Source organism: Vibrio sp. 1CM8B, from assembly GCF_023161685.1.
Classification (GTDB): domain Bacteria; phylum Pseudomonadota; class Gammaproteobacteria; order Enterobacterales; family Vibrionaceae; genus Vibrio; species Vibrio coralliirubri.
Genome location: NZ_JALNTU010000002.1, coordinates 429,381 through 445,652, shown reverse-complemented (window position 1 = coordinate 445,652; position 16,272 = coordinate 429,381). Strand labels below are relative to the sequence as shown.

The 16,272-nt window shown below is 44.8% G+C and carries 12 protein-coding genes; 8 read left to right on the top strand and 4 right to left on the bottom strand.

Annotated elements, in window-relative coordinates:
* Positions 1 to 220 precede the first annotated feature (220 nt).
* Positions 221 to 1,345 (top strand): efflux RND transporter periplasmic adaptor subunit, encoded by a 1,125-nt coding sequence (locus tag MSG36_RS05755; RefSeq protein ID WP_081230845.1) that lies wholly within the window; start codon positions 221 to 223, stop codon positions 1,343 to 1,345.
* Between the two features lie 10 nt (positions 1,346 to 1,355).
* Positions 1,356 to 4,445: an efflux RND transporter permease subunit gene (locus MSG36_RS05750; protein WP_248366674.1), complete on the top strand. Its 3,090-nt coding sequence runs from the start codon at positions 1,356 to 1,358 to the stop codon at positions 4,443 to 4,445.
* A gap of 96 nt (positions 4,446 to 4,541) precedes the next feature.
* Here the strand turns inward: MSG36_RS05750 and MSG36_RS05745 are convergent, their stop codons facing one another.
* Positions 4,542 to 5,831, bottom strand: a complete 1,290-nt coding sequence (locus MSG36_RS05745; protein WP_248366673.1) for a peptidoglycan DD-metalloendopeptidase family protein — start codon at positions 5,829 to 5,831, stop codon at positions 4,542 to 4,544.
* Between the two features lie 129 nt (positions 5,832 to 5,960).
* On the opposite strand from MSG36_RS05745, the gene tyrS reads away from it, so the two are divergent.
* Positions 5,961 to 7,148 (top strand): tyrosine--tRNA ligase, encoded by a 1,188-nt coding sequence (gene tyrS, locus MSG36_RS05740; protein WP_248366672.1) that lies wholly within the window; start codon positions 5,961 to 5,963, stop codon positions 7,146 to 7,148.
* Between the two features lie 423 nt (positions 7,149 to 7,571).
* Complete coding sequence (locus MSG36_RS05735) at positions 7,572 to 8,417, top strand: magnesium transporter (RefSeq protein ID WP_017068902.1); 846 nt, start codon at positions 7,572 to 7,574, stop codon at positions 8,415 to 8,417.
* A gap of 110 nt (positions 8,418 to 8,527) precedes the next feature.
* Here the strand turns inward: MSG36_RS05735 and dacB are convergent, their stop codons facing one another.
* Complete coding sequence (gene dacB / locus MSG36_RS05730; RefSeq protein ID WP_248366671.1) at positions 8,528 to 9,961, bottom strand: serine-type D-Ala-D-Ala carboxypeptidase; 1,434 nt, start codon at positions 9,959 to 9,961, stop codon at positions 8,528 to 8,530.
* 113 nt (positions 9,962 to 10,074) lie between these two features.
* A complete protein-coding gene (locus tag MSG36_RS05725) occupies positions 10,075 to 11,124 on the bottom strand; it encodes a porin (RefSeq protein ID WP_086775331.1) in 1,050 nt (349 codons plus the stop codon).
* A gap of 513 nt (positions 11,125 to 11,637) precedes the next feature.
* Here MSG36_RS05725 and greA point away from each other — a divergent pair.
* Positions 11,638 to 12,111, top strand: coding sequence for a transcription elongation factor GreA (gene greA / locus MSG36_RS05720; RefSeq protein WP_017059397.1), 474 nt, complete (start codon positions 11,638 to 11,640; stop codon positions 12,109 to 12,111).
* A gap of 125 nt (positions 12,112 to 12,236) precedes the next feature.
* Here the strand turns inward: greA and yhbY are convergent, their stop codons facing one another.
* Positions 12,237 to 12,533 carry a ribosome assembly RNA-binding protein YhbY gene (gene yhbY, locus MSG36_RS05715; RefSeq protein ID WP_004738252.1) on the bottom strand — a complete coding sequence of 99 codons (297 nt, stop codon included), beginning with the start codon at positions 12,531 to 12,533 and terminating at the stop codon, positions 12,237 to 12,239.
* Between the two features lie 114 nt (positions 12,534 to 12,647).
* Between yhbY and rlmE the strand changes: the two genes are divergently transcribed.
* The 3 genes from rlmE to folP all read left to right on the top strand — a co-directional run bounded on the left by rlmE (position 12,648) and on the right by folP (position 16,271).
* Positions 12,648 to 13,277, top strand: coding sequence for a 23S rRNA (uridine(2552)-2'-O)-methyltransferase RlmE (gene rlmE / locus MSG36_RS05710; RefSeq protein ID WP_017059396.1), 630 nt, complete (start codon positions 12,648 to 12,650; stop codon positions 13,275 to 13,277).
* Positions 13,278 to 13,384: 107 nt separating this feature from the next.
* Complete coding sequence (gene ftsH, locus MSG36_RS05705; protein ID WP_048612308.1) at positions 13,385 to 15,352, top strand: ATP-dependent zinc metalloprotease FtsH; 1,968 nt, start codon at positions 13,385 to 13,387, stop codon at positions 15,350 to 15,352.
* A gap of 88 nt (positions 15,353 to 15,440) precedes the next feature.
* Positions 15,441 to 16,271, top strand: a complete 831-nt coding sequence (folP, locus tag MSG36_RS05700; protein ID WP_248366670.1) for a dihydropteroate synthase — start codon at positions 15,441 to 15,443, stop codon at positions 16,269 to 16,271.
* Position 16,272: the final 1 nt, after the last annotated feature.

Here is a 16,272-nt window from a genome sequence, read left to right as displayed (position 1 = left end):
AGCCTCAAAATTGCTAAGACATATTAAGTCATTGCTTTTTAAACCATTCCAACCTTCTATTTCGTCATTTTTAGTACACGGCATATTTTTTAAACTGTCGATAGCGTCCAATTTCGTTGAGGATTGGTCTGTTAAGGTTAACTTTGTGCATAAGGAAGTTGCACATCACGCTATTAAGCCAACTAGCGCGCCTGAATTACATCGGACAAAAGGATTTGTTATGCCCACTCTATTTTCTAACTCACCACTTTTTCAGAAATTGAAGCAGCCGTGGCTGGTTTCTCTGACTCTAGTCGTGTTGTTGTCGATCTGGCTTGGTTTCGGCGTAGGGCAAGCAGAAGAGTCGCCAGAGAAAAAAGCGACAGAAATCCCGTTGGCCAAGGTCTCCTTTCAAACCTTCACCTCATCACCCACCTTTAAAACCATTGATTTATACGGTCGAACTGCGCCCGATCGGCATGCTCGTCTAGGTGCAGAAGTCGCGGGCAAGATTGTTCGATTGAACGTTGTTAAGGGCGATGTGGTTAAAGCAGGGCAGGCCATTGCTCAAATAGATAAAGGTGATTTGGAAATACAGTTAGAGCGAGCATCTGCGTTATATCGCTTGAAGCAGAAAGAGTTCAAAGCGGCGCAGTCACTGAAGAAAAGAGGGCTGCAAGGCGAAATCGCCTACACCACAGCAGAGGCTTCATTAACAGAAGCAAAAGCCATGATGCGCAATGCCGAATTGGCTTTAAAGAATACTGTCATTACTTCGCCTTTTTCGGGTGTGGTTCAAGACTTAATGGTTGAACTTGGTGACTTTGTTGGGGTTGGTGATCCGGTCGCGGGCGTGATTGACCTGGATCCTCTGGTCATCGAAGCCGATGTCAGTGAACGTCATATCCAGCATTTGTTAGTCAATCAATCCGCCTTGGTTCGCTTATTGGGAAGAGAAGAAGCTGAAGGCCGCTTACGTTATGTTTCTCGAATATCTTCTGCTTCTACCAATACTTTTCCAATCGAGATTGAAATCGATAACTCCAAAGGCCTATTACCTGCAGGTGTCAGTGCCGAAGTAAAACTCAACCTAGAAACAAGAGACGCAATCAAAATAACACCGGCGATGCTGGCATTGGATGAGGCGGGTAACCTCGGGGTCAAAACCTTGGTCTCTGCTAGTGACTCACCAACGGTGAAGTTTGTAGGCATTCAGCTAGTAAAGGCCGAACAAGATGGAGTGTGGCTCACTGGGCTAGGTCAACGCGTCGACATCATCACCGTAGGTCAAGGCTTTGTGCGTGATGGTGATTCTGTGATTGCTGTTGAGCAAGGTGCTGAACTCTCAAATGTAACCGCAGAGTAGGAGATTGCCGATGTATTCAATTATTGATGCAGCCTTGTCTCGTGCTCGAACAATGCTTTCCCTTTTGGCGTTAATCCTTGTAGCCGGTGTCGTCACCTATATCACGATACCCAAAGAATCGAGCCCCGATATTACTATCCCGATTATCTATGTCTCTGTTGGGCATCAAGGTATTTCGCCAACCGATGCCGAACGCTTATTGGTTAGGCCGATAGAGCAAGAGCTGAGGTCGATTGAAGGCGTAAAAGAGATGACAGCAACCGCTGCAGAAGGCCACGCCTCTGTGGTGTTGGAGTTTAATGTCGGAGTCGATCTCACCAAAGCGATGGCCGATGTGCGTGATGCCGTTGATCTGGCTAAGCCCAAATTGCCAGAAGACAGTGATGAGCCGACCGTAAATGAAGTGACGCTGGCTTCTGAGCAGCCTGTTCTGTCTGTTGTGCTATTCGGTACCGTTCCTGAGCGCACCATAGTACAAATCGCTCGAGAGCTTGGAGATAAATTAGAAAGCTATCGCCAAATCCTTGAAGTCGATATTGCGGGCGATCGCGATGACATCGTCGAGATCATTGTCGATCCGTTATTGATGGAGAGCTACAGTTTAGATCAGGCGGATATCTATAATTTGATCGCTCTGAACAATCGAGTGGTTGCCGCTGGTTTTGTTGATACGGGTTATGGGCGTTTCTCTGTCAAAGTACCTTCGGTGTTTAATTCCTTAAAGGATGTGCTTGAGTTGCCTATTAAAGTGGATGGCAAGCAGGTGGTCACTTTTGGCGATGTCGCTACGGTTCGTCGAGCGTTTCGAGATCCAGAGAGCTTTGCCCGTTTAGATGGCAAATCTGCGGTGGTGTTGGATATCAAGAAGCGTGCAGGTGAGAACATCATCGAAACGGTTGAGCTAGTCAAAGCAGTAATGGCAGGCGCTCAGCAGCAAGCGGAGTGGCCAAATAACCTGTTGGTCAAATACACCTGGGATGAATCTAAAGATGTGAAGATCATGCTTAATGATCTGCAAAATAATATCTTATCCGCCATCATTTTAGTGGTGATCGTTATCATCGCGATTCTTGGTGTGCGTACCGCTTTGTTAGTGGGTATTTCAATCCCTGGCTCCTTTCTTACCGGGCTGCTAGTGCTGTCTGTGTTCGGCTTAACCGTCAACATCGTGGTGTTGTTCTCTCTGATCATGGCTGTGGGTATGTTGGTTGACGGTGCGATTGTGGTGACCGAATTTGCAGACAGGCGAATGCAAGAGGGTGAAGGGCGCAAAGCCGCTTACCGAGATGCAGCGAAACGGATGGCGTGGCCGATAACCGCATCGACTGCCACAACCTTGGCCGCATTTGCTCCGTTACTGTTTTGGCCGGATGTGACTGGCGAATTCATGAAGTTCCTGCCATTAACACTGATCGCGACATTAACTGCTTCGTTAATTATGGCGCTGTTGTTTGTGCCCGTGCTGGGAGGTTTGATTGGCAAACCTCAATACGTATCGTCTAAAAGCCAAGCTAGAATGGTCGCATTGCATAATGGTGACTTTTCACAAGCCACAGGCTTAACTAAGGCGTATTACCACACACTGTCGGTTGCGATTAAGCACCCCTTTAAGATTCTTTGTAGTGCGATACTGCTCGCGGTGGCGGTTGGCTTTACTTACTCTAAAGCCGGTCTCGGGGCAGAGTTCTTCCCAGAAGTTGATCCGCCATTCTTTAATGTCAAAGTTCGCTCGCATGGGGATCTGTCTATCCAAGAAAAAGACGACATCATGCGCGATATTGAGCTGATGATGCTCAATCATGACGAGTTCGATACCGTTTACACGCGTACTGGTGGTGACGACCAGATTGGTTTGATCTCAATTACGCCTGTTGACTGGCAGTATCGCCGCAGCGTTAAGGCGATTATTGATGAGTTGAAGGTACAGACCGATCAATACGCTGGTGTTGAAATTGAATATAAGTTTCCTGATGCTGGGCCTCCGGTTGAGAATGACTTAGTGATTGAGCTGTCGGCAAGAACGCCAGAGCAACTTAATCAGGCTGCAAAAATCGTGAGAGGTTGGGCGGATGGCAATCAGGCACTGACCAATATCAGTGATACCGCGAGTAAAGACGGCATCGATTGGAAGGTGGATATTCGCCGCGATGATGCTGCGCGTTTTGCTGCTGATGCGACCTTGGTGGGTAATACCGTTCAATTCGTGACTAATGGTCTCAAGATTGGTGATTATCTGCCCGATGACTCTTCAGAAGAGGTCGATATCTTGGTGCGTTACCCGAATGATAAAAGGGATATCGGACGCTTCGATCAGCTGAGAGTCAAAACACCTGCGGGCTTGGTACCGATCACCAACTTTGCTCAGATTGTTCCCGACCATAAGCAAGATACAATTAAACGCCTTGATGGTAAGCGTGTGGTGAACATCATGGCGGATATGGAAGAGGGCTATAACCTTGCACTCGAGCTGCCAAAGATTGAGCAAGCGTTGAGTGAACTGGGGCTACCGAGTAGTGTCGAATTTCGTATCCGTGGTCAAAATGAAGAACAAGAAAACTCTTCCGCCTTCCTACAAAGTGCTTTCTTGGTTGCTTTGGCGGTAATGGCTTTGATTCTGATTACTCAGTTTAATAGCTTCTATCAAGCATTCCTGATTTTGAGTGCGGTGCTGTTCTCAACGGTTGGTGTCTTTGTTGGTCTGCTTATCTTCCAGCGCCCGTTTGGCATCGTGATGTCTGGTATTGGGGTGATCGCACTGGCAGGAATAGTGGTGAATAACAATATCGTGCTGATCGACACCTATAACCAGTTGATTAAAAGAGGCTTGGATAAGCGAGATGCGATTCTGAGAACCGGTGTGCAACGTTTAAGACCTGTAATGCTGACTACGGTCACCACCATTTTAGGTTTGATGCCGATGGTGCTAGAGATGAACATCGACTTGATTAATCAAAAGATAGAATTCGGCGCGCCGAGCACGCAATGGTGGTCGCAACTCGCTACGGCAATTGCAGGAGGTTTGGCATTCGCGACAGTATTGACCTTGGTACTGACCCCTTGTCTATTAATGCTAGGGCGAGACAAGAAGCCTGAAAAATAGTAGATACAGTGGTTCGATGAACATAAAAAAGAGCGCCTTGGTGGGCGCTCTTTTCGTTGGTTTATATGGCTATTAGTCCAATTAGTCGCTAGTAACCTAATTAGTTGCTAGTAACTGACCGTATCGCTCTAGGTTATTCAGTCGAATCTCCGAATTGGCAATAAAGGTTGCTTTTGCTTTACCCGTTAACGACTTAGATTGAGGCAATTTCACAGTACGCGCATTTTTATGTACGCCATTAACCAAGAATTCATAGTGTAAGTGCGGGCCAGTCACACGGCCTGTACCGCCCAAAGTACCAATGGTTTGGCCTTGTTTTACGCGCTGACCAGTTTTCACCATACGTCGTTTCATGTGCAGGTATTTGGTGATGTAGGTGTTGCTGTGGCGGATGAACACGTAGTTACCATTGAATTGGTTGTAACCGGATTTCTGAACGATACCGTCACCAGCCGCCCAGATAGGCGTGCCAACAGGGGCTGCGTAGTCAGTGCCGCGGTGAGCTCGAACCTTACCGGTTACTGGGTGTCTCCTGGTAGGATTAAAGTTCGATGTTACGCGACGAAAATCAATTGGTGAGCGCAAGAACGCTTTCTTCATTGCTCGACCATTTTCATCGAAGTAGTTGCCGCTCTTATCATCCAATACCGCGGTAAATGAATCGCCTTGGTTTTTGAATACGGCTGCCATGATCTTACCGCGACCAACCACTTCACCTTCAACCACTTTCTCTTGGTATAAGATTTTGAAGCTGTCGTTCTTACGAATATCTAACGCAAAGTCGATATCCCAACCAAAGATGCCCGCCAGTTCCATAATTTGGTTTGCGGTTAAACCTGCGCTGACGCCAGCGTTCCAGAAGTTAGAGGTGATGTTGGCTTCGGCATAATTGTATTGGTATGCCACTTCTTTTTTGTCGAAACTTGATGAGAAAGAATCGCCAGACTTAGTAATCTTGAAGCTTTCAAATGCACTAAGTTGTCTTTTTAACTGAATAAGGTCGTTGTTTTCATCGAAGCCGAACTGCAATACATCGCCAGGTCTTAGATTAGACAGCTGCTTCTTAATATCATCATTGGTATTGAGTAGCGTGATCAGCAGGCGGTATGAGAGGCCAATACGTTCAAATAAAACAGAGGTGCTTTCGCCAGAGCGAACGGTGTATTTCTCCCAATTGAGTACTGCCGTCGGTGGAGCGTCACTTGAGCTAATAAGCGCATCGGCATTGATAGTCAGTGGGTAATGTTTCCCCACAACTAAAGCGCCCGAATCGTCACGCAAACTGTTGACGTCGGGGAGTAAGAAAATCGCGACGAAAATTATGGCACTAAAAAATGCGATAAAAGCCCGGTGCAAAATAGGAAGGCGTGCAAAAATAGACAACATGTTCCGGTTCGTTCTGTAAATATTATGAAAATCGACGACGGAATAGTGTAACTGGTTTCAAAATACATCGCTATTCAAGTAAGATGTCTAATTAATGTATTTTTGCCAAATCTGTGGGAGTGAACAAGAATGGCGAGTATTGAAGCTGCACTAGCCGAGATCAAACGTGGCGTAGAAGAACTGATTCCAGAAGACGAACTGATTGCAAAACTAAAAGAAGGTCGTCCTTTACGCATTAAGCTGGGTGCCGATCCAACAGCTCCAGATATCCACCTAGGCCATACGGTTATCTTTAACAAGCTTCGCGCTTTCCAAGAGCTTGGTCATGAAGTGACATTCCTTATCGGTGATTTCACTGCAATGGTTGGTGATCCATCAGGTAAAAACTCAACACGTCCACCGTTAAGCCGTGAAGACGTATTGAAGAATGCTGAAACTTACAAAGAGCAAGTATTCAAGATTCTAGATCCTGCGAAAACGCAAATTCGCTTCAACTCTGAATGGCTATCTGAGCTTGGCGCTGAAGGCATGATTCGTCTTGCTTCTAACCAAACTGTTGCTCGTATGCTTGAGCGTGATGACTTCAAAAAGCGTTATGCTGGTGGTCAACCGATCGCAATCCACGAATTTATGTACCCACTTCTACAAGGTCACGACTCTGTTGCACTAGAGAGCGACGTTGAGCTTGGCGGTACTGACCAGAAGTTTAACCTTCTAATGGGGCGTGAACTGCAAAAAGCAGCAGGTCAAAAACCACAAGCGGTACTGATGATGCCACTACTTGTTGGTCTAGACGGCGTTAAGAAGATGTCTAAGTCTGCGCACAACTACATCGGTATTAGCGAAGCACCAAGCGAGATGTTTGGTAAGATCATGTCTATCTCTGACGATCTAATGTGGAGCTACTACGAGCTACTGTCTTTCCGTCCTCTTGAAGAAGTTGCGGAACTGAAAGCTGGCGTTGATGCAGGTAAGAACCCGCGTGACGTTAAAGTGCTTCTTGCTAAAGAGATCATAGCTCGTTTCCACAGTGAAGCAGATGCTGAAGCCGCTGAGCAAGAGTTCGTTAACCGTTTTGCTAAGAACCAAGTTCCTGATGAAATGCCGGAATTTGAATTCGAAGCTGGTCTGCCAATTGCGAACGTTCTAAAAGAAGCAGGTCTTGTAAACTCGACTTCTGATGCGATGCGTATGATCAAGCAAGGCGCGGCTAAGCTTGAAGGCGAGAAGATTGAAGACAGCAAACTCGTACCTCAAGCAGGTACTGCCGTTTACCAAGTAGGTAAGCGTAAGTTTGCTCGTATTACTATTAAGTAATAATGCACATCAATAATTGAACCAAAGGCATCCACGGATGCCTTTTTTATTGACCCCTCTTTATTGACAGAAAGTTGACGAAACTTTGAAACGCCTATTGCTACACTATGCGCGCTGTCAAATTGACAGTAATTCTGGAGATTTTTATGAACAATACCGACCATCCTCCTAGTTTGAATGGAGAAGAATAACCTGTCTCGGTATTGATCTATTGTCCTGCCGTTCAGGTAGGGTATCTTTGTTTTTCCCCCCTCATTCTTTTCCACACACTAGATTCTAACAAGTAGACACACCAGTAGTTTTCAGCTCTTGGTGCGCATAAATCTATAAATCTATAAATCTATAAATCTATAAATCTATAAATCTATAAATCTATGCTATTTGTTTTGATGGTCGTTACCTTTGCCAATCGGGAGATTCGCCATGACGGTAATGAACAACACTTTTTTATCTATTGAAGCTCTGTACTCAGAGCAAGACATCCAAGCTGTATCGAATGCATTTCAACAGTACGGACGTGAACAACAAATTAACCTTTTGAACCGAATGCCGCTTGAAGATGCGGTGCTAGTGCTGGGGCAATGCTCTTTGAGTACGATTCAGACTTTACTTAGTGAGCTAGAAGAGCAGGGCTTTGAGAAGCGTTCTCGACACCTAGCTCACCAACTAGGGCTGATCTACTCTGAGGTAGAACCTCAGCAGGGCTACCTTTCTACTGGTGTCATGAGCCACGTTAGGCAGCGTATCGGTTGGATTATTGCGTTAGCACTATTGGGAATTGTCTCAGGGCTTATCATTGCTCAGTATGAAGACATTCTCAGTCAATTGGTACTTTTGGCTATCTACATGCCGGTAATTGCTGCTGCTGGTGGTAACACCGGAACACAAGCCGCGACTTTGGTTATCAGAGCCTTAGCCACAGGTGAGTTGAAAAAACGCCAATGGGCTAACGTTCTGTGGAAAGAGTTTAGAGTTGCTATTTGTTTAGCTCTAGCGATTGCCGTAGTGATGATTGGGCGTATTCTGCTATTCAGTGAAAACCAATCGACAGGTGGTTATGACATCAACATGATTGCGTTAGCGATTGCGGTAGCGCTGTTTATTCAGGTGACCATATCAACTGTACTCGGCGGAGGGTTACCGATAGTTGCTAGGCTATTTAAGCTTGATCCAGCGGTGTTAGTAAGCCCCGTGCTTGCTTCGATAGTGGATATCTCAGGAATGTGGATCTACTTCACTGTCGTGAATTCATTTCTAGGAATCGCTTAAAAGCTGATAAAAATAGCTAAATACATCTGAGAAATAAAAATGGCGCTGAAGATAGAAGGTCTTCAGCGCCATTTTTATTGTTTGAGTAGAAGTTTACACAGAGCTAAGCATTACTTAGATTTACTTTGTGTTTGACTGAACTCGACCACATCTTTGTAGAAAGCACGCTCAAATTGGGTGATAGGTGCTTCTACTGGTTTGTCTGGATCTTGTTCTTCAGGGAAGTAATCACGGACAAATTGTACAAACAGAGAGTTTGGTTTTCCCGCTTTATCTAATCCGTATCCCGCCATGTTGTAACTGCCGTATAGAGAACCACTCTTGGCGATAATGTTGCCTTGAATCGGTGCTTTTCTCATGCTCTGACGGTATTTGAGCGTTCCATCAGTGCCAGATGTAGGCATAGCCTCAATCAGGTTGAGTTGTTGATCGTTTTCCCAGATATAACGAAGCACTTGAGCCATGGTCTGTGACCTCATTCGGTTATTTCTAGATAACCCTGAACCATCGACTAGCTGCGCTTTGCTGAGGTCAATATTAGCCTTGGTCAGCAGTATCTGTTTTATAGCTTCAGTGCCGTTATTGAAGCTGCCCGGTTGAACATAAAATGTCGCACCCAGCGTTTTGGTTAGGTTGTCTGCGATAAGGTTATCCGACTTCTTGAGCATGATATCGAGCAGTTCAGGAAGCTTTTCTGAGTTGTGACTAGCGACTAACGTGGTTTTGTCTGCTTTCTCTTTTTTACCAATAATCACATCACCTTTTACTTCTATTTTCAGTTCTTTGAGAAGCGACGTAACGACTTGATAGGTGTAAAGTTCTGGATTTTGAATCGCGAACTTGAGTGGCAGTGGTTTTTTACGCTCAACCAAGCAACCAGAGAGCTTGTAAGCGTTATCTGGTGTGGTGATGAGCTCTAAGTCGCATTGTGTCGCCTTCTGCCCAGAGCGAGTTACCGTGGCAGCAGTGGTCGTCACGTCTATCGGATAGTGAGCGGGAATATAAACGCGAGTGCTGCCATTATCTTTTGTATAAATAGAGGCTTGTGCGCAGTTGCTGTCTAAGGTCATTGCACTAGAAGGCGCGCTGTAACAAACGCCTAGAATGTCCCAAGGCCAACCAACGGCTCGCTGATAGCCCGTAAAAGTCGAGTTATCTAGGTATAAGTTGCCTTTGATAATTCTGGATTGAGACTTAGCGTATTGAGCCAAAAGGCTTTTAAGCTGTTCTCGTTGCAGCGTTGGGTCGCCACTAAATGAAATGATTGAGTCATTACCAGAACGAACAATGCTGGTCGTGTAGTGAAAGTCATCCCCTAACTCCAACTTAGCCGCCAAAGCTGTCACCAGCTTCAAAGTACTGGCGGGTGGATAGAAGCCATCACTGTTGAAATTCATTTTATTTGAATCGCCTCTCAGGGATTCCAAAATTACACTGGTGCTACTGCCATCGGGCAGTGTATCAAGAGGGACGTATGCGAAAGCGTTAACAGAGAAAGCGCTAATGGAAAAACTACATACCAGTAGTGAGGATAGAAGGCGCATAGAAGATTGTCTTGGATGGCTAGTGTTTTCAGTATACAGATATAAAAAAACGCCCGCTAGAGAGCGGGCGTTTTGATTCTCAATTAACTAATTAATCAATTAGGTAATCAGAATTAGAAGTCGTAACGTAGACCGATAGCTAGTTCGTCTTCAGCTTGTGCTTTAGTAGCGCCGCGGTTAACTAGAGTATCAGCTGTACCGAACTTGTCGCCTTCAGAGATAAGGTTGAAGTTGTACGAGATGTAAGTACGGAAGTTTGGCTTAAAGTAGTACGTTGCATCTACAGCAACGTTGTCTGCAGATGTATCACCATCTGTTTCTGCGTTGTTGTACGTTAGCGTGAATGCCGCTTTATCTAGCGTGTATGCTGTTGCGAATTCGTAACCTGTGTAGTCGCCGTTGTCTTTTGACAGTTCACCGTCAGTGAATGTACCAGCGAAGTATAGAGCTTCAGTGCGGAAAGATGCCGCTAGCATGTACTCGTTTTGGTCAGCTTGGTCTGCGTAACCAGCACCTAGCTTAAAGCCAGAGTCGCCGATTGCGTAGATACCAGATAGAGAGTAACCATCTGCGTTGTTGTCATCGTAGCCAGTGTCAGTTGTTGAATCTGTACGATCCGCAAAACGGTAGCTTGCTTTAACGCCTAGGTCTTGGAATTGACCTTTGTACGAAACCATGTTGTCAGTACGGTCAGCTACACCAATTTTGTATGCAGCAGAGTTACCGTGGTAAGACATGATATCAGTAAAGTCTGTGATAACGCCTAGCGCACCATCGTTTTTACCGTAAGTTACTTCACCGAAGTCACCGCCGATACCTGCGTATGTGTAACGGTTGTCGATAGTGTTGTCGCCGCTAACATTGTTGCCGTTTGCATCGTAGTCAGAAGTTGTGAACTCACCTTCGTAAAAACCAACACCGTATAGGCCGTCTTGGATTTCAACTTTACCTAGGAAGTTAAGACGTACACGAGAGTTGTCTTGTGCTTTGCCATCTTTAACTGATAGACGAGCTTCCGCACGACCACCGATCTCTAGAGAAGTGCCGTTTGAGCTGTATACAGAAGTACCGTCAATACCACCAGCTTGTTTACCGTCCGCTGCCACTGCGTTAGTAGCAAGAGCTGCAGCAGATACAGCAAGCGCGATCATAGTCTTGTTCATGTTATTATTTCCTAATTACTGTCCATAGAAGTTTTATCAAGGATTTGAACCCTTTTGTGTATTGCCTGTATTAATCAGGCTTCATAATCATGATTAGAACAGAAGTCTGAAAAATGCCAGTGCAATCCATGGGTTACTTTTTACCTCTAAAGTTCCATAGTCAGTTAGTAAAATGATATAAAACTAAAAAATGAACACTGTTTTATTATATCTATTGTTATTTAAGTGTATGTTTTAAATTGATTTTTATAAAAGTGTGATCTGTGTTTATTTTGTTTGTTTTTTGTTTTTTTAGGTATTTAACTCTCTACTTATTGATGAGGGAGTTATTATTCATTTTTGTGATGTCTGTAATTTAGACCTAGATAAAGCTTTTATAACGCAAAGTGGAATAAAGGTGATTTAGCCATAAAGTTTGTTTACACTAAGCCAAATCGTTTTGTTTCTATCACCCAATAAATGCGTTGGGTGTATTTATGTTGGCCAAAGAAAGCTTTGGCATAGAGGTAAAAAATGGAAAAGGTTCCAATGACAGTACGTGGCGCTCAGCAGCTACGTGACGAATTAGATCGCCTACTTAAGCTACGCCCTGTTATCTCAGCAGCTATTGGTGAAGCACGTGAACTAGGTGACCTGAAAGAGAATGCTGAATACCACGCCGCTCGTGAAGAGCAGGGTATTTGTGAAGCTCAGATCCGTGATATCGAATATAAGCTATCACTGGCTCAGATCATCGATGTAACGCAAATGGATAATACGGGCAAGATTATCTTTGGTACGACAGTGACACTGATTGATGTGGATACCGATGATGAGTTCCGTTACCAAATCGTTTCAGAAGACGAAGCAGACATCAAAACGGGTCGCATTTCTGTGAAATCGCCAATTGCTCGCGGTCTTATCGGTAAAATGGAAGGCGACGAAGTCATGATCTCTACCCCTGGTGGTGACAAAGACTTCGAAATCGACAAAGTAGAATATATCTAATTGAATTTTCTTTGTTTCTGATAAGTAAAAAGGTCGCTAAATGCGACCTTTTTCGTTTCTCACGCTACACTAAAAGATAAGCGCTGTGGCTTCCTATTAGTGAAGTTAGCTTATATTAAGCTCGCTTATTTACGTGGAATCTCGATTTTACGTGCTTCTGACTGACGGAACAGTACTAGAACTTTACCGATAGTCTGTACTTTCTCAGCTTTAGTTTCACGTACAATTGCATCGATAATCAGTTGCTTAGTCTCACGGTCTTCTGATGCAACTTTAATCTTGATCAGTTCGTGGTGGTCTAGAGCTAATTCGATTTCCGCTAGAACAGCTTCAGTAAGTCCATTTGCGCCCATTAGCACAACAGGTTTTAAACTGTGAGCTAGGCCCTTTAGATGCTGCTTTTGTTTGGTACTTAGGTTCATTACGCGGCCAATTTTCTTTACTATTAGGGTTGAAAAAACCTATTTTAACGCCATCTAAAGCTGAAGACTATAATTTATTCAGCAATTAGTACTTTCCTCCAATTTAGGTATCCAATGAGCAAACAGAAACACTCGGCCAGTTCAGGCCGTTGGTTGAAGGAACACTTCGACGACAAGTACGCAAATGAAGCAAGAAAGAAAGGCTATCGTTCACGTGCTTATTTCAAAATGGAAGAGATTCAAACGAAAGATAAATTGCTGTCTCCTGGGATGACCATTGTGGATTTGGGTGCAGCACCTGGCGGTTGGTCTCAATATGCTGCTAAGATTGTTGGAGACAACGGACAAATCATTGCGTGTGACTTGTTACCAATGGATCCGATTGCTGGTGTTAGCTTTTTACAAGGCGATTTCCGCGAAGAAGCTGTGCTAGATGCCTTGTTGGAACGTATACAACCAAACATGGTTGATGTCGTGATGTCAGATATGGCACCTAATATAGCCGGCAACAATTCTGTGGATCAGCCAAGAGCTATGTATTTAGTTGAATTAGCTTTGGATATGTGTCGACAAGTTCTAGCTACCAATGGTAGTTTTGTTGTAAAAGTATTCCAAGGCGAAGGGTTTGACCAATACGTTAAGGACGTCCGCGAGATGTTTAAAACAGTAAAAGTTAGAAAACCCGACTCTTCTCGAGCTCGATCTCGTGAAGTGTTTATCGTAGCCACTGGTTACAAAGGTTAACGATTCTCTTCCAAGAGTGAGAGTTAACAACATGGCTACAGGTTACAAACTGTAGTACCCTACCTTTAATTACAATTAGTTATCGAGAGGCTTACACCTTGAGTGACATGGCAAAAAATTTAATTCTGTGGCTTGTTATCGCGGTAGTGTTGATGTCGGTATTCCAGAGCTTCGGCCCTGGGGAAAGTAACGGCAGAGCAGTAGATTACACCACGTTTGTACAGGAAGTTGGCCAAGGCCAGATTCAAGACGCACAGTTCAATAACAGCGAAATCACTTTCACACGTCGTGGTGGTGGTTCTAAGTATGTAACTTACATGCCTGTTTATGATCAAAAGCTACTTGATGACTTAATTAATCAAAACGTAAAAGTTCAGGGTACACCACCTGAAGAGCAGAGCCTGCTTGGCACTATCTTCATCTCATGGTTCCCAATGATCTTACTGATTGGTGTATGGATTTTCTTCATGCGTCAAATGCAAGGCGGCGGCGGCGGTAAAGGCGCTATGTCTTTCGGTAAGAGTAAAGCTCGAATGATGAGCGAAGAACAAATCAAAACGATGTTTGCTGATGTTGCTGGTTGTGACGAAGCAAAAGAAGACGTGAAAGAGCTTGTGGATTACCTTCGTGACCCAAGTCGCTTCCAAAAGCTAGGTGGTAAAATTCCGACAGGTATCCTGTTGGTTGGTCCTCCTGGTACGGGTAAAACATTGCTTGCAAAAGCGATTGCCGGTGAAGCGAAAGTACCGTTCTTTACTATCTCTGGTTCTGACTTCGTTGAAATGTTTGTTGGTGTTGGTGCATCTCGTGTGCGTGACATGTTCGAACAAGCGAAGAAAGCGGCACCTTGTATCATCTTTATCGATGAAATCGATGCTGTAGGTCGTCAACGTGGCGCGGGTGTTGGTGGTGGTCACGATGAACGTGAACAAACACTGAACCAAATGCTGGTTGAGATGGATGGTTTCGAAGGTAACGAAGGTATTATCGTTATCGCTGCGACTAACCGTCCAGATGTACTAGACCCTGCATTACTTCGTCCTGGTCGTTTTGACCGTCAAGTTGTGGTTGGTCTACCGGATGTACGTGGTCGTGAACAGATTCTTAAAGTACACATGCGTAAAGTGCCCCTATCAGGTGATGTTGAACCATCTCTGATCGCTCGTGGTACTCCAGGCTTCTCTGGTGCAGATCTTGCGAACCTTGTGAACGAAGCGGCGCTATTTGCAGCTCGTGGTAACAAGCGCAATGTCTCTATGGTTGAATTTGAACTTGCAAAAGATAAGATCATGATGGGTGCAGAGCGCCGTTCAATGGTTATGTCTGAAGAAGTGAAAGAGTCAACGGCTTACCACGAAGCGGGTCACGCAATTGTTGGTCGTTTGGTGCCTGAACACGATCCTGTGTACAAGGTGTCAATCATTCCACGTGGTCGTGCGCTTGGTGTAACTATGTACCTTCCAGAGCAAGATCGCGTAAGCATGTCTCGCCAACATCTAGAATCAATGATCTCTAGCTTGTACGGTGGTCGTCTTGCTGAAGAACTTATCTACGGTAAAGACAAAGTTTCGACTGGTGCGTCTAACGATATCGAACGTGCAACTGATATTGCTCGTAAGATGGTAACGCAGTGGGGCTTCTCTGAAAAACTGGGTCCTCTTCTATATGCTGAAGAAGAAGGCGAAGTTTTCCTAGGTCGCGGTATGAGCCAAGCGAAACATGTTTCTGACGATACGACTAAGCTGATCGATGAAGAAATTCGTATTCTAATCGACCGCAACTATGCTCGTGCGAAGCAAATTCTTGAAGAGAACATGGATATCATGCACTCGATGAAAGACGCGCTAATGAAGTTTGAAACGATTGATGCAGGTCAGATTGATGACTTGATGGAACGTAAAGACGACATTCGTGAGCCAGCTGGTTGGGGTGATCAGGCGAAAGCAGAACCTGCAAAGGAAGAAGCGAAACCTGAAGCGAAATCAGAAGAAGCAACAGCCGAACCAAAAGCTGAAGAGTCGAAAGTTGAAGAAGTTAAATCTGAAACAGATGATGCTCAAAACAAAGATTCTTAATTGCTAAGCTTTAAATTAAAACCCTGAGTACGCTCAGGGTTTTTCTGTTTCTAGCCCAAGATGTTTTTACCTTTAAGACCCGCCTTCCATGATATTAAAAGCACATAATAAAACGCTCGTTTTAGACCGCCCACATGTGATGGGTATCCTCAATGTTACGCCTGACTCTTTCTCTGATGGCGGAAAATTCAATTCATTAGATAATGCTTTACTGCAAGCAGAGCGAATGATTCAAGCTGGTGTTAGCATTATTGACATTGGTGGTGAATCAACTCGCCCGGGAGCACCTGACGTTCCTTTAGAGGAAGAGCTCGCTCGCGTTATTCCTGCCATTAAAGCTATTCGCGCCAAGTTTGATGTGTGGATCTCCATTGATACCAGTAAAGCTGAAGTGATGCGCCAAGCCGTTGAAGCGGGTGCCGATTTGATCAATGATGTGCGCGCACTGCAAGAGCCCGGAGCTTTAGAGGCGGCGGCCGATGCTAATGTGCCAGTTTGCCTGATGCACATGAAAGGTCAGCCGAGAACCATGCAAGCCAACCCAAATTACGATGATGTTCTAACGGATGTTGAAGCGTTCTTAAAAGAAAGGGTGGAGGCGTGTGAGGCTGTTGGCATATCAAAAGAGCAGCTGATTCTGGATCCTGGTTTTGGCTTTGGTAAAACCATTGAGCATAATTACCACCTATTAGCGCACCTTGAAAAATTTCACACGCTTGGGTTGCCCGTCTTAGCGGGGATGTCGAGAAAATCGATGATCTTTAAGCTACTAGACAAAGCTCCAGCAGATTGCATGGTCGCTAGCGTCACTTGCGCTACCATCGCTGCAATCAAAGGTGCACAAATTATTCGCGTTCACGATGTTGAAGATACATTGGAAGCGATGAAGATAATCGAAGTGATGAATAACAATCACTAAT